Below are 17050 nucleotides of genomic sequence, written 5' to 3'. Positions count from 1 at the left end.
AACTCGCTGGAGGAACCATGCAAACCCAATCGCACCACACCGCTGCATCGCCTGCGCGACGACGCTGGCTCGCCGCACTGCTGGGCGCCGGCCTCGCGCTGAACGCCGGCTTCGCACATGCCGCAGACCCGGCTGGAACGGTCCGCATCGGCTTTCAGAAGGCAGGCCTGCTCGCCGTGCTCAAGGCGCAGGGCTCGCTCGACAAACCGTTGGCCGAACTCGGCTACAAGGTCGAGTGGAAAGAATTTCCCGCCGGGCCGCAACTGTTGGAGGCACTCAACACGGGAAGCATCGACTTCGGCTATACCGGCGCTCCACCGGCCGTGTTTGCGCAGGCGGCAGGTGCGCGCCTCGTCTACGTGGGGGCCGAGCCCGGCGGCAAGACGAACGAGGCGCTGTTCGTGCTCGACGGCTCACCCGCGCGCAGCGTGGCGGACCTGAAGGGCAAGCGCATTGCGCTGCAGAAGGGCTCAAGCTCGCACTACCTGCTCGTGCAGTTGCTCAAGCGCGCGAACCTGACGGTACAGGACGTGCAGCCGATCTATCTGCCGCCGGCCGAGGCACGTGCCGCCTTCGAAAGCGGCGCCGTCGACGCGTGGGTGGTGTGGGATCCGTATTACGCGCTGGCGCAAAAGGCATTGAAGACGCGCACGCTGGGCGATTTCAGCGAGTTGCCGGTGTTCAACTTCTACGAGGCCACCCCGGACTTCGTGAAGACGCATCCGCGCGCCGTGAATGCCATCCTGGCGCAGTTGCGCACCTCGGGCCTGTGGGTGAACCAGCACACCCAGGAAGCGGCAGCGCTGCTCTCGCCGAAGCTGGGCATCGAGCAACCCGTGGTGGAAACGTGGCTGCGGCGCGTGCCCTATGGCGTAACGCCGGTCACCCCGCAGATCGTGGCGTCACAGCAGCAGATCGCCGACCTGTTCCTGCAGCAGAAGCTGATCCCGAAAGCGGTGAACGTACAGGGCGCGGTCTGGCAGGCGAGCTTCCCGGTGGCGGGCTTGTAAGCGCGGCCGCCACGCAGCAGCGACGTCGGTCAGGAAGTCGTCAAGGCGCAGCCGAGCGGGCCGGCACAGGTCGAGCATCCGTGCCGGACGCCATCAAGGCTCGCCGGCGCAGGCCCGCTCTGCAGGCGGCACCGGACAGGGCTGTCTCAGAAGGGCCGGCCGCCGCGCCGGCATTCGCGTCCGGAGGATGGGCAGCAAGGCGATCATGACGCGGGTGTCGGCACGGGCGTTCCGCAAAGATCCCGTGCGACAATACCGCGCCCCCGGGGCGCCACCTTTGCCTCACGCTTTGGCCCACCTGACCATAGGAGATCCGGACGCATGTTCGGCGATATCACGCGTTTTCTGCTCGACACGATCTTCACGCTCTTTGGCGCGGCGCTGCTGCTGCGCGCCTGGACGCAGGCGGTGCGGCTGTCGCCGCGCAATCCGCTGTCGCAAGCCATCTTCCAGTTGACGGGGTGGCTCGTGCATCCGCTGCGCCGGGTGATTCCCGCCACTGGCTACATCGACTGGTCGTGCCTGGTGGCCGCCTATGCCACGGCGCTGGTGTATCTGCTTCTGCTGCTGGCCTCGGTGGGCCTGAGCCCGATGGCGTTTCTGCCGATGGGCTTTGTGGCGGCGCTCTTCACGGTGCTCAAGTGGGCCTTCAACGTGCTGGTGTGGGTGACGATCGCTTCGGCCGTGCTGTCCTGGGTTGGGCCGCACTCTCCCATGGGCGCCGTCCTCAACACGCTGGTCGATCCGCTGCTGCGCCCGATCCGCCGCGTGGTGCCGCCGCTGGGCGGGCTCGATCTCTCGCCGCTGATCCTGCTGGTGATTGCGCAGGTGATCGTGATCGCCCTGTCGCACCTGTCGCTGTCGCCGCTGTTCATGTGAGGGCGGCACGCGCTTTGCTCGCCTGCGGATATGCCGGCTGCTGCATCTGGCCGGCTTCTCCGGAGGGCATCATGAAGACATGGAAAACAGCACTGGTGTGCGCCCTGGCCGTGCTCGCGCCCACGCTGACCGGCTGTACGGCGGGCGGTGCGGTGGCAGGCGGCGTGGCCGGCCATGAGCTGACGCACAGCCCGGCGGGCACGATCGGCGGTGCGGCCGCGGGTGCCGTCATCGGGCACGAACTCAGCAAGTAAGCCTCGGCCAACCAGCGCACACGCGGGCTGCTGAGGAACGACGTGGCGCAGCAGGCAGCGTAACGGGTGCAGCGGGCACCGAAAGCACTGCGGCGCCACCGTCTGCGGTAATGGGGTCCCGCCGCTGATTGCCTGCGTCGTGATCCCGGTCTACCATTCGTTGTTACCGGTACCAATCAAGCGGCGGACGCTGGTGTATCGCCACGCCAACACCCCCGCAGAGGGAAGCCCGGCCACACAACGACGGAGACACCATGCCCACCCAAGCTCCACGCAGACTGCGCAGCCAGCTGTGGTTCGACGACCCGAGCCACGCCGACATGACCGCCCTCTACGTCGAACGCTTCATGAACTACGGCCTGACGCGCGAAGAGTTGCAGTCAGGCCGGCCGATCATCGGGATCGCGCAGACGGGCAGCGATCTGGCGCCGTGCAACCGGCACCACATCGAGCTGGCGCAGCGTGTGAAGGCCGGCATACGCGACGCGGGCGGCATTCCGATGGAGTTTCCGGTTCACCCGCTGGCCGAGCAGAGTCGCCGCCCGACTGCTGCGCTCGATCGCAATCTCGCGTATCTCGGTCTGGTCGAGATCCTCCACGGCTTCCCGCTCGACGGTGTCGTGCTGACCACCGGGTGCGACAAGACCACGCCCGCCTGCCTGATGGCCGCCGCCACGGTGGACCTGCCGGCCATCGTCCTGTCTGGTGGGCCGATGCTGGACGGCTGGCACGAAGGCAAGCGGGTCGGCTCCGGCACCGTCATCTGGCATGCGCGCAACCGGCTGGCTGCCGGCGACATCGACTACGAAGGCTTCATGGAGCTGACCACCGCGTCGTCGCCGTCGATCGGCCACTGCAACACGATGGGCACCGCGCTGTCGATGAACAGCCTGGCCGAAGCGCTGGGCATGTCGCTGCCCGGGTGCGCCAGCATTCCGGCGGCGTACCGCGAGCGCGGGCAGATGGCCTATGCCACCGGCAAGCGCATCGTCGACCTCGTGCGTGAAGACATCCGCCCCTCGACGATCATGACGCGCGCGGCGTTCGAGAACGCCATCATGGTGGCTTCGGCGCTTGGCGCGTCGACCAACTGCCCGCCGCACCTCATCGCAATCGCGCGCCACATGGGCGTGGAACTCAGCCTCGAAGACTGGCAGCGCCACGGAGAGTCGGTGCCGCTGCTGGTGAACTGCATGCCGGCCGGCGAATATCTGGGGGAGAGCTTCCACCGCTCGGGCGGCGTGCCCGCCGTGCTGCGCCAGCTCGACGCGGGCGGGTTGCTGCGGCGCGATTGCCGCACCGTCTCTGGCCGCACGATCGGCGCGATTGCCGATGCCGCGCCCGACGCCGACCGCGATGTCATCTTCCCTGTGGACGCGCCGCTCAAGCATCGGGCGGGCTTCATCGTGCTGTCGGGCAATTTCTTTGACAGCGCGATCATGAAGATGTCGGTGGTGGGCGAGGCATTCCGGCAGACCTACCTGAGCGAACCCGGCGCCGAAAACGTGTTCGAGGCACGCGCCATCGTCTTCGATGGGCCGGAGGACTATCACGCTCGCATCAACGATCCGGCACTCGAGATTGACGAGCGCTGCATCCTCGTCATCCGCGGCTGCGGAACGGTCGGTTATCCGGGCAGCGCGGAGGTCGTCAACATGGCGCCGCCGGCGGCGCTGGTCAAGCAGGGGATCGAATCGCTGCCGTGCATGGGCGATGGCCGGCAGAGCGGCACATCGGCGAGTCCGTCCATTTTGAACATGTCGCCCGAGGCGGCGGCGGGTGGCGGCCTGGCGCTCCTGCGCACGGGCGATCGCATCCGCGTGGACCTCAACGCCCGCAAGGTCGATGTGCTCGTCGACGCGGAAGAACTTGAGCGCCGGCGTGAAACCGCAACGTTCAGCGTGCCGCTGTCGCAAACGCCTTGGCAGGAAATCTATCGGCAGTTTGTCGGGCAGCTTTCGACTGGCGGATGCCTGGAGCCGGCAACCCTGTATCTGAACGTGATCGAGACGCGCGGCAATCCGCGGCACTCGCATTGACGCCGCGCATGAGGCCGCGCGCTATGCGCTCTCGCGTTCGACCACGCTGAAGTCGATGCGCGAGAGCTTGGGTGCGCCCGTGGCCTCGCCAACGCCGAGCGCATCGAGCAAGACCTCGCCCGTGCGCAGGCCGATGCCATAGGCATCGACGGAAATCGTCGTGATGGTCGGATGGCAGCACCACGCGACTTCAAAGTTGCCGAAGCCCGCAAGGGCGATGTCGCCGGGCACGGACATGCCGCGCCGGTGGCATTCCATGATGGCGCCGAATGCGGACATGTCGCTCACGCACATCACGGCATCGGTATCGGGCCACGCTTGCAGCAAAGCGGCCATCGCGGGGCCGCCGTGGCTCATGGTGATGGGCGATTCGCCCAGGCGGATCACACGCGGCTCGCCCAGGCCAAGCGCCTTGATTCCGCTTAGGTATCCACGCATGCGGTCGGTGCCGCGCCGGTCCAGTTCGCTGGCGCCGCACAGGAAGCCGATGCGCCGGTAGCCCCGTTTGTGCAGGTGATGCACCATCGCGAGCGACGCCTTGGCGTTCGAGAACCCGACCGCCCTGTCGATCGGGCGCTGAGGCAGATCCCACATCTCGACGATCGGGATGCCGGCGCGCTCCAGCAACGCCCGCGTGCCGGCACTGTGGTGGCGACCGGTCAAGGCAATGCCACGCGGCTGATGGCGCAGCAGCGACTTCACCAGCGCCTCCTCCTGATCGAGGTGGTAGTCGGTATCACCCAGCAGCAGTTGCAGGCCATGCGGCGCAAGCGCATCGCTCAGCCCGCGCACGGTATCGGCAAAGTTGGAACTGGCCAGCGAAGGCACCAGGGCGGCGACGAATTCCGATCGGCCGCTGGACAGCATCCCGGCTGCGGCCGTGGCAACGTAGCCGAGCGCGTCGATGGCCTCCTGCACGCGCGCGCGGGTTTCGGGCGACACGCTGCCGCCTGCCAGCACCCTTGACACGGTCATCTTCGACACGCCGGCAACGCGCGCAACATCGGCCATGCGAGGGGGTGTGGTGCCGGTGGTCATGAGAAACGCCTACGCGCCAAAGGAAAAGAGGAAAGAAAAAAAGAGGAGTGGCGATCATAGCGGAACCGGCCACGCAGCAGCCCGCCGCTATGCCTGCGCGAGCGCGCGGCCGATGCGGTCCGCCATGCCTGCAACACCGACGACGAGGCGCTTCTCCCGGCGGGCGTCCAATCGGCTGACCGGCACGCTGGAACTCACCGCAACGCGCTTGCCGAGCGGCGTCACACCCACAAACGCCGCAAAGCAGGCCAGCCCCGCCACAACCTCCTCGCGCTCCGTCGCCAGGCCCCGCACGCGAACGCGCTCAAGCTCATCGAGCAAATCGGCGCGGCGCGTGGTGGTGTGCTCCGTCATGGCGGCAAGACGCGCCGGCAGCAGCGCACACACCGCTTCGTCATCGAGGCTCGCCAGCAGCGCCTTGCCGAGCGCGCAGCAATGGGCCGGCAGGCGCAGGCCGACATCCGATACCAGGCGAACCGGCCGCGGCGCGTCCTCCCGCGCGATGTAGACGACTTCCGTGCCGTCGAGCACGGCAAGCTGCACGACTTCGTTGTGCGTGGCAACGAAGGCGGCGGATTCGCGCCGGAACGCGGCCAGCAAGCTGTCGTGGCGGAAATAGGCGTTGCCCAGCTCAAACAGCGTCAAGCCGATCAGGTAGCCGTCGGCCCGCTTTTCAATCCAGCGGCGCTTTTCAAGCGACTCCAGCAGCAGGTACAACGTGCTTCTGGACATGCCCGTCGCCTGCGCCAACGCAGCCGGCCGCACAGGAGACGTCGCCGCGCAGAGTATCTCCAGCACGTCATGAATGCGCTTGAGCGCAGGCACCTCATAGTCTGTCTTCACTGGAAACCTGCCTTGTTCATGCGTGTCTAGATTGTCCAACAGGTTGGAAATTTCGTCACGGTGTTGGACACCCTGCATCGCCGTCTCTACGATCACGCGGGTTCCCTGCAACAGGGGTGTCCTACTCACGGAGCGCACATGACCGACATCGCCAACTACTTGCCGCACGATCTTGAGCATGCAACGCTCGTCGGTCGGGTGTGGCGCACAACGGCCAACGGCGATGGGCCATCCGTCGTGGTGGTACGCAACGGTGTCGTTTTCGACATCACGGAAGCGGTGCCGACCGTGTCGGATCTGTTCGAGCATCCTGACGCACTGGCCATCGCCCGGCAGGCACCCGGGGAAGACCTGGGCCGTGTCGAAGCGCTCGTCGAACGTTCCTTGGCCGCCGACCGTGCAAGCAACGCTCCCGCCCTGCTCGCCCCGAATGATCTGCAAGCGATCAAGGCCTGCGGCGTGACGTTCGCCGTCAGCCTGATCGAACGTGTGATCGAAGAACAGGCCGGCGGCGACCCGGCCAAGGCGCGCGACGTGCGCGAATCCATTGTCGGCGTGGTGGGCTCCGATCTCTCGAAGATCAAGCCCGGCTCCGATGCGGCCATGCGGCTCAAGGACGAACTGCAGCGCCGTGGCGCGTGGTCGCAATACATGGAAGTCGGTATCGGCCCCGATGCGGAAGTGTTTTCCAAATCGCAGCCGATGTCGGCAGTCGGGTTCGGCGCCGACGTCGGGCTGCATCCAGCCTCGCGGTGGAACAACCCGGAGCCGGAGATCGTGCTGGCGGTCAGCAGCGCCGGGCATGTCGTGGGAGCGGCGCTGGGTAACGACGTGAACCTGCGCGACATCGAGGGGCGCTCGGCGCTGCTGCTGGGCAAATGCAAGGACAACAACGGCTCCTGCGCCATCGGCCCGTTCGTGCGCCTGTTTGACGAGCACTTCACGATCGACACGATTCGCACGACGCAGGTATCGCTGCGCGTTGAGGGCGCCGACGACGGCTTCGTGCTCGACGGCGTGAGCCATATGAGCGAGATCAGCCGTGACCCGCTCGACCTCGTCGCGCAAACCTGTGGGCCGCACCATCAATACCCGGACGGCTTCATGCTGTTCCTCGGCACGATGTTCTCGCCGATCAAGGACCGCGACGCGCCGGGCGCCGGCTTTACGCACCACCTCGGCGACCGCGTGACGATCAGCGCCCCGCCCCTCGGCGCACTGGTCAACACGGTGCGTCTGTCCACGGAGATCGCACCGTGGACGTTCGGTGTCCGCGCCCTGTATCGCAACCTGGCGGCACGCGGGCTCGTCCGTCAGGATTGATCGGGCTTCGCTGCGGAAACGTCCACGGCACATTCCGTGGATGGCAGCCCCTTGACCGGCGCGCGAAACATAAACAAGCCGCCGGCAAGCGGCTCCTTCTGCAACGCCTCTTCCGTCAGGCCCTTTCGTGCGGTGGTTGCATAGACGGTCTGCAAATCATCGCCGCCGAACGCGAGCTTGGTGATGTTGGAACATGGAAAGGCGACGCGCCCGACGCATCGGCCGTCGGGTGAGAACCGCTCGATCCGGCCTCCGCCAAACAACGCGATCCACACGCACCCTTCTTCATCGACAGCCATGCCGTCGGGGTAGCCGGTGCCGTCGATGTTGGTGAAGACGCGCTTGCGTTCGAGGCTGCCGTCGTCACCGAGATCGAAGGCGTAGACCACACGCTGCAAGGTATCGGTGTGATACAGCGTGCGGCCGTCCGGGCTCGCGGTCGGGCCATTCGTGATGACGTAGCCCGAATCGCGCACGCTCAACCGGCCATCCCGACCGACGCGGTAGAGCTGTCCACTCGGCTCGCGCTCCCCATCGTCCATCGAGCCGAACCACAGCGCCCCGGTGCGATCGACATAGCCGTCGTTCAGGCGGTTTCCCGGCCGATCGGTCTCGACGGGCAGCATGCGGCTGAAGATGCCGCTTGCGAAATCGAACCGGTAGAGACCGCCCTGCACGCCGCAGACCCAACTGCCGTCAACGCCGGGCAGCGCAAAGCCGATCTGGCCGGGCGCGATCCAACTGCAGCGCACATCGGTATCCGGGTCATAGCGATAGAGCCGCCGGCCCTTGATATCGACAAAGACCACGCAGCGCGACGCGGCGTGCCACACCGCGCCTTCCCCCAGCGTGGCACCGACGCGCCAGACGCATTCCGGAATGATGGGCGCCATCATCCGCCGTACCACCCGGCATCGACAAAGTACTCGCGGGCCGTGCAGCGCGCGGCATCGTCCGATGCAAGAAACAGCGCCATGCGCGCCACGTGTTCCGGCTCGACGCGTTCATGCAGGCATTGCTCGCCCAGCAGCTTGGCCTCGCTTTCGGGGGATTGCCAAAGCGCCATCTGACGCGGCGTGCGCACCGCGCCGGGCACGATGCAATTGACGCGAATGCCGAACCCGCCAAGATCGCGCGCCAGGCCGCGCGTCAGGCCTTCAATGCCGGCCTTGGCCGTCATGTAGATGGCGAGGTCCGGCTGGGCGAGGTGCCACGAGATCGACCCGAGGTTCAGGATCACGCCGCGCCCCTGCTTCTTCATGCTGGGCAACACGGCTTGCGCGCAGAAAAACTGGTGGCGCAGGTTCACCTCGATGCGGTTGTCCCAATACGCCGGCGTCACGGTTCCGATCTGATGGCGGTCATCGTTCGCGGCGTTGTTGACCAGGACGTCGATGGGACCGGTGTCGGCCTCGATGTCCGCGAACGTGGCGTTCAGCGCGTCGATATCGCGCAAGTCGCAGTGGCGGAAGACCGGCGGATGTACGCATTCGCCCAGCGAGGTCGCCAGCGCTTCGGAGTCAGCCCGCGCGATATCCAGAAACGTCACGCGCGCCCCCTGTTTCGCGAAGCCTTCGACGATGGCCGCACCAATGCCGCTTCCCCCGCCGGTAATCACAACGTTCTTGTTAACGAGGCTCGGATAAATCGCATAAGACATAGGAGATTCCAGTGACTGCAAAGGAGATAAAACGTGTAGCGCAGCCTCAGCGGCGGCCGGAGCGCGAGATGACATCGACCCAGACGGCCAGCACGAGGATCCCGCCCTTGACGATCATCTGCCAGTAGGCGTCGACGTCGAGCATCGACATGCCGTTATCGAGGCTGGCCATCACGAGCGCACCGACCAGCGCGCCGTACACGGTGCCTGCGCCGCCGCGCATGGACGTGCCGCCGATGAAGCACGCCGCAATGGCATCCAGCTCGCCCATGGTCCCGGCAGAGGGCGAACCCGCCGCAAGACGTGCCGTGTTGACGATGCCGGCAAACGCGCACATCAGGCCCATGAGCCCGAAGATGGCAAGCTTCACGCGATCGGTGTTGATGCCGGACAGGCGCGTGGCCTCGAGGTTTGAACCCACGGAATAGATACGGCGACCGAAAACCGTCTGGCTGGCGATCCAAGAAAAAATACCGAGCAACGCCAGCACGAGCAGAACGGGCACCGGAATGCCGCCATAGCTGTTGAGCGTGGCGACAAACGCGACGATGACCGCGCCCGCCACGACAAGCTTGGCGACGTCCTGCCAGAGAGGTGCAACGTCGAGTTCATAACGGCGATGCTCACGCCGCTGCCGGATCACCACGAAGATCAACAGGCAGAAGATCAGCACCGCCATCAGGTCACCCACGTGGCGCGGCAGGTAGCCCTGGCCGATCAGCACGAAGCTGTCCGACACCGGTGCAACGGTTGAGCCATGCGTCAGGCCGAGCAGGATGCCGCGATACGCCAGCATGCCGCCCAGGCCGACAATGAAGGACGGCACGCCCCGGTAGGTCGACCACCATCCGTTGAACAGGCCCATGCCCACGCCGAGCAGCAGCACCACGGGCACCGTCGCCGTGATCGGCCAGCCCAATCCTTGATCCAGAATGGCCGCCACGCCGCCGAGCAAGCCAAGCAGCGATCCGACCGAAAGATCGATCTCGCCCGCGATGATGACGAACACCATCCCGCAGGCCAGCATCCCCGTGATCGACATCTGGCGCAGCAGGTTGGACAGATTGCGCGGCGAGGTAAAGGCGCCGTTGGTCAGCATCGAAAAAAACAGCCAGATCGCGGCCACGGCAATCAGCAACGCCAGGATCTTGTAGCGTGCGAACAGTTGCCTCAGGCGCTGGCTTGCCTTGAACGTATTGCGCGAATCGCCGACCCCGCCGGCGGCTTGTGGGCTGGTTTGAGAAGTCATGCGTGACCTGACTGATGGAGAGTGGGTGCGTGCCCGGGTGTGTGCCTGGGTGTGTGCCGGACTGGCTGAATGGCGGCGGTCAGAATGTGCTCCTGCGTCAGTCCGTCGTTCACGAAATCGCCGCGCAGTTCGCCCTCGCCGATCACGAGCACGCGGTCCGAAATGCCAAGCACTTCGGGCAACTCCGACGAAATCACGATGATGGCCGTGCCACGCTTAGCGAGATCGCCGATCAGCTTGTAGATCTCGTATTTGGCGCCGACGTCCACGCCGCGGGTCGGCTCATCCAGAATCAGGACGCGCGGCTCCGTGAGCAACATTCGGGTGAGGACCGCCTTCTGCTGATTGCCGCCCGACAGGCTGGCAATGGGAAGCATCGGATGCGCGGCACGCACGGCAAGCCGCCGCATCTCCTTGCGGATCGTGTCGAGTTCGGCCGCGCCGTCGATGCGACCGAGACGCGCGAACCGCTGAAGGACGGCCAGCGTGATGTTGTGCCCGACGCTCATCAGCGAGACGATGCCGTGACGTTTGCGGTCTTCCGGCACCATGGCGATGCCCGCACGAATGGCATCGAGCGGCGCGCGGATTTTCAACGGCTTTCCGTCCAGGACGAGGTCCGCCTCACTGGCACCTTCATACGCGCCAAACACGGCCTGCATCAGCTCGGTGCGCCCCGCACCGACCAGTCCCGCCACGCCAAGAATTTCGCCGCGCCGCACCGCGAAGGACACGCCGTCGACCCGCTTGCGCGCCGGGTTGTTGACGTCGTAGCACGTCACATTGCGCGCCTCGAACACCACCTCGCCGATGGGATGCGGTTCACGTGGGAACAGCTGCGTAATTTCGCGCCCGACCATCTGCGCGATGATGCGGTCGGTGGTGAGGGCGTCCATCGGCGCAGTCGACACATGGCGGCCGTCGCGGATGACGGTAACCGTGTCGCACACCGCCTCCACCTCGTCGAGCTTGTGCGAGATGTAGACACACGCAATGCCGCGCGCTTTCAGGTCGCGCACGATGTCGAGCAGGATGCGCGTCTCCGCCGCCGTCAGCGATGACGACGGCTCATCCAGGATCAGCAGCTTGGCGCGCTTGTTGAGCGCCTTGGCAATTTCAATCAGCTGCTGGTGGCCGCCGCCGTAGTGCATCACGGGCAGCGCCACGTTGATGCCCTGGATGTTCAGGTCGCGAAGCAGCTTGTCTGCGCCCTGGTACATGGCCGCGTAGTTCATGCGACCGCCTGGCAGCGTGATTTCGTTGCCGAGGTAGATGTTCTCGGCCACCGACAATTCCGGCACGAGCATCAGTTCCTGATGGATGATGACGATGCCGGCGCGCTCGGTGTCGCGAATACCGCTCGCGTGCAGCGGCCGCCCCTCCCAAAGGATTTCGCCATCCCAGGTGCCGCTCGGGTAGACGCCCGAAAGCACCTTCATGAGCGTCGACTTTCCGGCGCCGTTCTCGCCGCACAGGCCAACACACTCGCCCGGCTTCACGACCAGGTTGATACCGTCCAGCGCCTTCACACCGTCGAACGTCTTGACGATGCCGCGCATCTGCAACAGAGGTTCAGACATGCCCCGTCCTTGAGGTACGAACGCGGCCGGCGATGCAGCGTTGGCGCATCGCCGGCACAAAGCGGTCCTGACTGCGGGACCTTACTGGCCGCCGATCTGCGCCTGCGTGTAGAAGCCGTCTTTCACCACCAGGTTGACGTTGTCCTTCGTGAGCTGGGTGGGCTGCAGCAGCACCGTGTCGACCTTCTTCTTGCCGTTGTCGTACTGCGCGTTGTACTTCGGCTTGTCGCCCTTGGCGAGCGCCACCGAAAGCTGCGCGGCCTCGGTGGCAATCAGCTTGAGCGGCTTGTAGACCGTCATCGTCTGCGTGCCGGCAATCACGCGCTTGACGGCGGCAAGGTCGGCATCCTGCCCCGACACCGGCACCTTGCCGGCCAGCTTCTGCGCAGCCAGCGCCTGGATCGCGCCACCGGCCGTGCCGTCGTTGGAGGCGACCACGGCATCGATCTTGTTGTTGTTCGCGGTCAGCGCGTTCTCAACGATACCCAGCGCCGCAGAAGCGCTCCACTCCGGCACCCATTGCGAGCCGACGACCTTGATGTCGCCGCGGTCGATGGCCGGCTGCAGCACCTTCAACTGGCCCTGCCGCAGCATCTTCGCGTTGTTGTCCGTGGGCGCGCCGCCCAGCAGGAAGTAATTGCCCTTCGGGCGCACGTTGTAGACGCCCTGCGCTTGCAGCTCGCCCACCTTCTCGTTGTCGAACGAAATGTAGGCATCAACGTCGGCATCGAGAATCAGGCGGTCATACGACACCACCTTGATGCCGGCCTTCTTGGCTTCGGCCACCACGTTGGTCAGCGCCTTGGAGTTGAACGGCACGATGACGATCACGTCGACACCGCGCGAGATCAGGTTCTCGATCTGCGAGATCTGGCGTTGCTCGCTGGCGTCCGCCGACTGCACCGACACCTTGGCACCCAGCTTTTCCGCCGCTGCGACAAAGTAATCGCGATCACGCGACCACCGCTCCACGCGCAGGTCGTCGATACAGAAGCCAATTTCCGGATGCGCCTTGCTCGCGTGCGCCAGCGGCGCGGCCATCGACAGGCTGGCGAGCACTGCACCGCAAAAGGCGGCCCTCAGAACACAACGGCGTTGGTTCGATTTCATGTCTCACTCCATGTTCTTTTGTTGGTGGGTACCGACGTGGCGTCTGCTGCGCCGCAATAGATTTCGGCCGGCTCGACGGCAGTCGCATGGTGCATGCGCCGCCTTGGCACCGGCAATTACGAAATTGCCCAACCGCCCTAACATTTCTTGCCACCCGGCGGGCATCGTCTGACAGCGCCGCATGCAGCCCATAGAATGTGCGGGCGAGCGGCACGCCCCAGCACCGCCGCCGTATGGCAACCCCTGCCACCGCGAGCGCCCCAACAGTCCATGCATCGTCAATTGCCCGATCCATCGCAGCACGCGCGGATTCATCGCATTGCGCTGCTGTTCAACGCCAACAAGGTGTACGACCGCGAAATCATCGCGGGCATTGGCGACTACATGCGCTCCACCCGCGTGACGTGGGACCTGTTTCTGGAAGAGGACTTCCGCTGCCGCCTGCCCGGCATCGAGCGCTTTGACGGCGACGGCATCATTGCGGATTTCGACGACCCCGCCGTCGCCGAAGCGCTAGGCGGTTGCCCGCTACCGGTGGTGGCCGTCGGCTCTTCGTATGAGGACCCGGCGCACTACCCCGCAAAGGAGCCTTATGTCGCCACGGACAACGGCAAGCTGGTCGCGCTGGCCTACCGGCACCTGATCGAAGCCGGCCTGCAGCACTTTGCGCTGTACAGCCTGCCCCAGGCGCCGGAGAACCGCTGGGCACAGCAGCGCGAACTGGCCTTTACGCGCTTGCGCCGGCAGGACAATCCCGCCGCGCCCGTTGACCAGGAGATTTACCGGGGCTTATCGACCAGCGCACCGACCTGGCATCAGGCGATCAGCCAGTTGATCGAATGGCTGCGCGGCTTGCCCAAGCCCATCGGCATCATCGCCGTAACGGATGCGCGGGCGCGGCATCTGCTGCAAGCCTGCATGACGGCAGGGTTCGCCGTACCGGAAGAGATCGCCATCATCGGCATCGACAACGATCCGCTCACGCGCACGCTGAGCCGCATTCCGCTGTCGTCGGTCATTCAGGGCACCGTGGAGATGGGGCGCACCGCCGCACATCTGCTGCACCAGATGCTGGGCGGCGCGCGCCTGGCAGGTCGGCAGATTCTCGTGCCACCCGTGGGCATCAATGTGCTGGCGTCGTCCCGCCATCAGCCGCTTGCCAGCCCGTATGTCATGCGGGCGCGGCACTTCATTCGGCAATACGCCTGCCAAGGAATCAAGACCGAGCAGGTCGCGGACTACGTCGGTATCTCGCGGTCATCGCTCGAAGAACACTTTCGTCGTGAGTTGAATTGCACCGTGCACCAGGAAATCCTTCGCCACAAGCTCGACGCGGCCAAGCACATGCTGGCCAGCCGTGATGTCGCCACCGCCGAGGTGGCGGTGCGCTGCGGCTTTACCTCGCCGCAATACATGCATGCCGTATTCCGCCGCGAGCTGGATTGCACGCCGCGCGAATACCAGGAACGCGCCATCGCAGAGGGCCAATCATGAGCATCGCGCCCGCGCGCTCCGCGCATACGCCGCTCGACGGCGCTATCTCTTCGGAAACATGGGGACGACTGCCTGACGGCGAACCGGTTCGGCTGTTCACGTTGCGCAATACCTCGGGCATGCGCGTTTCGATCAGCGATCTGGGGGCGACGCTCGTCTCCTGGCAGGCGCCGGATCGCGGCGGGCGTCTGGGGGAGATTCTGCTCAACCATGCGACGCCTGCGGCCTACCTTGAATCGGGAGGCTATCTTGGCGGCTTGATCGGACGCTGGGCCAACCGGATTGCCGGCGCGCGCTTTACGCTCGACGGTATCGACTACGCGCTCGACCGCAATGAGGGTGGCAACCTGCTGCACGGCGGCGCGAGCGGTTTTCATCGGGCGCTATGGGACGCCGAGGACCAGGACGGCGCACTGGTCATGCGGCTCACATCTCCGGAAGGCGATGCCGGATTCCCCGGCAATGTCGCCGTGCAGGTCCGCTATGCGCTGGACGACGACGGCACGCTGTCGATCGACTACGAAGCCCGCACCGACGCGCCCACGCCAATCAACCTGACCAGCCACGGGTATTTCAACCTGAGCGGCAGACCCGGCACCGACATCCGGGGCCACATCCTGTCGATCGATGCCGATGCCTTCCTGGAAGTCGATGCCAAGCTGATCCCGACGCGAGCGATGAGTGTCGCGGGCACGGCATTCGACTTTCGGCAGGGGGCACCCATTGGCGCGCGGCTGGACTGGCCCAACGCGCAGTTGGCGCAGGTCGGCGGGTTCGACCACTGCTTCGTCCTGCGCAATACGGCACCGGACGATCGCCCGCATGTGCGTCCGGTCGCGCGGCTGTATGAACCCGGCAGCGGCCGCGAATTGACCGTGCTGACCGATCAGCGCGGGCTTCAGTTCTATTCGGGCCACATGCTGGCAGGCACGCACGCGCAACGCAGCGGCTTGTGTCTGGAAGCGAGCGCGTTTCCGAACCAGGTCAACATGCCCGATGCAGAAGCGGTCATGCTGCGCCCGGGCCAGATCTACCGGCAGCACACCGCATACCGCGTCTCGGTTGCCGGAGAAACCTGAACCGCGCTGAAGCGCGGCGTTGGATGTTCAATGCGCGGCTGCGGCCGCACCGTGCATGACTTCGTGCGAGCCGCGGATGCCGTTGAACCAGGCATTCAGCACCACGGCCACCAGCGTGCCCATCACGATGCCGCTGTGGGTGATGGGGCGCGTCCAGTCCGGGAAGTGATGGAAGAAGGCCGGCGCCAGCGTCGGCATCATGCCAAAGCCGACCGACACCGCGATGATCAGCAGGTTGTGGCGCTGCTGCTGGAAATCGACCATGCCCAGCATGCGGATGCCGGCCGCGGCCACCATGCCGAACATCACGATGCCCGCCCCGCCGAGCACGTATTGCGGCACCGATGCCACCACGTACGACAGCTTCGGAAACAGCCCCAGCACGATCAGCAGCACCCCGCCGGCCGCCGCCACATAGCGCGAGCGCACACCCGTGATCGACACCAGCCCGATGTTCTGCGAGAACGACGTATGCGGGAACGTGTTGAACACCCCCGCCACCACCGTCGCCAGACCATCGGCGCGCAGGCCGTTGGTCAGTTCATTGCGCGAGATGGGCTTGCCGACCACGTGCGCCAGCGCGAGGAACATGCCGGTCGACTCCACCAGCGTGATCACGATCACGATGCACATCGAGATGATGGCCGACAGCTCGAACTTCGGCATGCCGAAATGGAACGGCGTCACCAGCGTCATCAGCGGCGCCGCGCCGGCATCGGCCAGCGACACCTTGCCGAACGCCGCCGCCACCAGCGTGCCCGTCACGATGCCCAGCAGCACGGCGATGTTGCACAGCAATGCGTTGCCGAACTTGGTCAGCAGCAGGATCGTCACCAGCACAAGCGCGGCAATGGCCAGGCCGAACGGATCGCCAAACGCGGGGTTCGGCACCATGTGTTTCACGCCGTCCACCACCTGCGGAATCATCTGCTGGCCGCCTGCGGCCCAGTTGATCCCCACGCTCAGCAGCGAAAAGCCGATCAGCATGATGACGGTGCCCGTCACCACACGCGGGAAGAGGCCCAGCAGCCGCCCCATCAGCGGCGCAACGGCAATGCCGAACACGCCCGAGACGATCGACGCCCCGAAGATGCCTGGCAGCCCCATGCCCGGCTCCACGCCAATGGCGATCATCGGCGCCACCGCGGCAAACGTGACACCCATCATCACCGGCAGGCGGATCCCGAAAATCAGAAAGCCGAGCGACTGGATGAGCGTGCCGACACCGGCGGCAAACAGGTCGCAATTGACGAGATAGGACAGTTCATCCTTCGACAGGCCGAGCGCATTGCCGACAATCAGCGGCACCGCAATGGCGCCGGCGTACATCACCAGCAGGTGTTGCAGCCCGAGCGCGAACAGGCGCGGCAGTGGAAGGAACTCGTTGACGGGATCGACGCGGGTCGACGCGGAAGCCGAGGATTGGCCTGAGGATGGGCGCATTGTCTGTCTCCGGGGGCCGCTCCCGTGTTCGTGCCGGAAGCGTGCTTGG

Annotated in this window: 15 protein-coding genes; 7 read left to right on the top strand and 8 right to left on the bottom strand. The window is 65.6% G+C overall.

Annotated elements, in window-relative coordinates; translation table 11 throughout:
• The first annotated feature begins 17 nt into the window (after nt 1-17).
• The 4 genes from A6M56_RS05660 (at nt 18) to A6M56_RS05645 (ending at nt 4182) form a co-directional block, all read left to right on the top strand.
• Entirely contained in the window at nt 18-1010 is a 993-nt protein-coding gene (locus tag A6M56_RS05660) for a sulfonate ABC transporter substrate-binding protein (protein ID WP_102079031.1), read from the top strand.
• Between the two features lie 321 nt (nt 1011-1331).
• Nucleotides 1332-1889: a YggT family protein gene (locus tag A6M56_RS05655; RefSeq protein WP_045219712.1), complete on the top strand. Its 558-nt coding sequence runs from the start codon at nt 1332-1334 to the stop codon at nt 1887-1889.
• 71 nt (nt 1890-1960) lie between these two features.
• Nucleotides 1961-2143, top strand: a complete 183-nt coding sequence (locus tag A6M56_RS05650) for a glycine zipper 2TM domain-containing protein (RefSeq protein WP_045219711.1) — start codon at nt 1961-1963, stop codon at nt 2141-2143.
• Between the two features lie 254 nt (nt 2144-2397).
• Nucleotides 2398-4182 carry an IlvD/Edd family dehydratase gene (locus tag A6M56_RS05645; RefSeq protein ID WP_102079032.1) on the top strand — a complete coding sequence of 595 codons (1785 nt, stop codon included), beginning with the start codon at nt 2398-2400 and terminating at the stop codon, nt 4180-4182.
• A gap of 21 nt (nt 4183-4203) precedes the next feature.
• Here the strand turns inward: A6M56_RS05645 and A6M56_RS05640 are convergent, their stop codons facing one another.
• A complete protein-coding gene (locus A6M56_RS05640; RefSeq protein ID WP_102079033.1) occupies nt 4204-5220 on the bottom strand; it encodes a LacI family DNA-binding transcriptional regulator in 1017 nt (338 codons plus the stop codon).
• A gap of 87 nt (nt 5221-5307) precedes the next feature.
• Entirely contained in the window at nt 5308-6063 is a 756-nt protein-coding gene (locus A6M56_RS05635; protein WP_102079034.1) for an IclR family transcriptional regulator, read from the bottom strand.
• Nucleotides 6064-6201: 138 nt separating this feature from the next.
• On the opposite strand from A6M56_RS05635, the gene A6M56_RS05630 reads away from it, so the two are divergent.
• Complete coding sequence (locus A6M56_RS05630; protein WP_102079035.1) at nt 6202-7386, top strand: fumarylacetoacetate hydrolase family protein; 1185 nt, start codon at nt 6202-6204, stop codon at nt 7384-7386.
• On the opposite strand, the gene A6M56_RS05625 is transcribed toward A6M56_RS05630, so the two are convergent.
• From A6M56_RS05625 to xylF, 5 genes are all read right to left on the bottom strand, one after another.
• A complete protein-coding gene (locus A6M56_RS05625) occupies nt 7377-8282 on the bottom strand; it encodes an SMP-30/gluconolactonase/LRE family protein (protein ID WP_102079036.1) in 906 nt (301 codons plus the stop codon). The genes A6M56_RS05630 and A6M56_RS05625 overlap by 10 nt on opposite strands.
• Nucleotides 8279-9046, bottom strand: coding sequence for a D-xylose 1-dehydrogenase (xylB, locus tag A6M56_RS05620; protein WP_102079037.1), 768 nt, complete (start codon nt 9044-9046; stop codon nt 8279-8281). Before xylB ends, A6M56_RS05625 begins: the two co-directional genes overlap by 4 nt.
• 46 nt (nt 9047-9092) lie before the next feature.
• Complete coding sequence (locus tag A6M56_RS05615) at nt 9093-10295, bottom strand: sugar ABC transporter permease (protein ID WP_102079038.1); 1203 nt, start codon at nt 10293-10295, stop codon at nt 9093-9095.
• Nucleotides 10292-11875: a D-xylose ABC transporter ATP-binding protein gene (gene xylG, locus A6M56_RS05610; protein WP_102079039.1), complete on the bottom strand. Its 1584-nt coding sequence runs from the start codon at nt 11873-11875 to the stop codon at nt 10292-10294. Before xylG ends, A6M56_RS05615 begins: the two co-directional genes overlap by 4 nt.
• Before the next feature lie 81 nt (nt 11876-11956).
• The gene (gene xylF / locus A6M56_RS05605; protein ID WP_027679277.1) at nt 11957-12985 is read right to left on the bottom strand and encodes a D-xylose ABC transporter substrate-binding protein; all 1029 of its coding nucleotides are present in this window, start codon (nt 12983-12985) and stop codon (nt 11957-11959) included.
• Between the two features lie 270 nt (nt 12986-13255).
• On the opposite strand from xylF, the gene A6M56_RS05600 reads away from it, so the two are divergent.
• Both A6M56_RS05600 and A6M56_RS05595 read left to right on the top strand, forming a co-directional pair.
• A complete protein-coding gene (locus tag A6M56_RS05600; protein WP_102079040.1) occupies nt 13256-14479 on the top strand; it encodes a XylR family transcriptional regulator in 1224 nt (407 codons plus the stop codon).
• Entirely contained in the window at nt 14476-15558 is a 1083-nt protein-coding gene (locus tag A6M56_RS05595) for an aldose epimerase family protein (protein WP_102079041.1), read from the top strand. Before A6M56_RS05600 ends, A6M56_RS05595 begins: the two co-directional genes overlap by 4 nt.
• A 27-nt stretch (nt 15559-15585) precedes the next feature.
• On the opposite strand, the gene A6M56_RS05590 is transcribed toward A6M56_RS05595, so the two are convergent.
• Nucleotides 15586-17001: a nucleobase:cation symporter-2 family protein gene (locus A6M56_RS05590; RefSeq protein ID WP_102079042.1), complete on the bottom strand. Its 1416-nt coding sequence runs from the start codon at nt 16999-17001 to the stop codon at nt 15586-15588.
• Nucleotides 17002-17050 lie beyond the last annotated feature (49 nt).

Origin of the sequence: Ralstonia sp. RL (assembly GCF_001683835.1) — a bacterium.
Classification (GTDB): Bacteria; Pseudomonadota; Gammaproteobacteria; order Burkholderiales; family Burkholderiaceae; genus Ralstonia; species Ralstonia mannitolilytica.
This window is presented reverse-complemented; position numbering and strand designations above follow the sequence as displayed.

What these genes read in the sequence shown, in the direction of transcription:
- xylG (WP_102079039.1), bottom strand. Translation starts at nt 11,875, where the DNA reads ATGTCTGAACCTCTGTTGCAGATGCGCGGCATCGTCAAGACGTTCGAC.
- xylF (WP_027679277.1), bottom strand. Translation starts at nt 12,985, where the DNA reads ATGAAATCGAACCAACGCCGTTGTGTTCTGAGGGCCGCCTTTTGCGGT.
- A6M56_RS05650 (WP_045219711.1), top strand. Translation starts at nt 1,961, where the DNA reads ATGAAGACATGGAAAACAGCACTGGTGTGCGCCCTGGCCGTGCTCGCG.
- A6M56_RS05630 (WP_102079035.1), top strand. Translation starts at nt 6,202, where the DNA reads ATGACCGACATCGCCAACTACTTGCCGCACGATCTTGAGCATGCAACG.
- A6M56_RS05655 (WP_045219712.1), top strand. Translation starts at nt 1,332, where the DNA reads ATGTTCGGCGATATCACGCGTTTTCTGCTCGACACGATCTTCACGCTC.
- xylB (WP_102079037.1), bottom strand. Translation starts at nt 9,046, where the DNA reads ATGTCTTATGCGATTTATCCGAGCCTCGTTAACAAGAACGTTGTGATT.
- A6M56_RS05590 (WP_102079042.1), bottom strand. Translation starts at nt 17,001, where the DNA reads ATGCGCCCATCCTCAGGCCAATCCTCGGCTTCCGCGTCGACCCGCGTC.
- A6M56_RS05625 (WP_102079036.1), bottom strand. Translation starts at nt 8,282, where the DNA reads ATGATGGCGCCCATCATTCCGGAATGCGTCTGGCGCGTCGGTGCCACG.
- A6M56_RS05595 (WP_102079041.1), top strand. Translation starts at nt 14,476, where the DNA reads ATGAGCATCGCGCCCGCGCGCTCCGCGCATACGCCGCTCGACGGCGCT.
- A6M56_RS05640 (WP_102079033.1), bottom strand. Translation starts at nt 5,220, where the DNA reads ATGACCACCGGCACCACACCCCCTCGCATGGCCGATGTTGCGCGCGTT.
- A6M56_RS05645 (WP_102079032.1), top strand. Translation starts at nt 2,398, where the DNA reads ATGCCCACCCAAGCTCCACGCAGACTGCGCAGCCAGCTGTGGTTCGAC.
- A6M56_RS05615 (WP_102079038.1), bottom strand. Translation starts at nt 10,295, where the DNA reads ATGACTTCTCAAACCAGCCCACAAGCCGCCGGCGGGGTCGGCGATTCG.
- A6M56_RS05660 (WP_102079031.1), top strand. Translation starts at nt 18, where the DNA reads ATGCAAACCCAATCGCACCACACCGCTGCATCGCCTGCGCGACGACGC.
- A6M56_RS05600 (WP_102079040.1), top strand. Translation starts at nt 13,256, where the DNA reads ATGCATCGTCAATTGCCCGATCCATCGCAGCACGCGCGGATTCATCGC.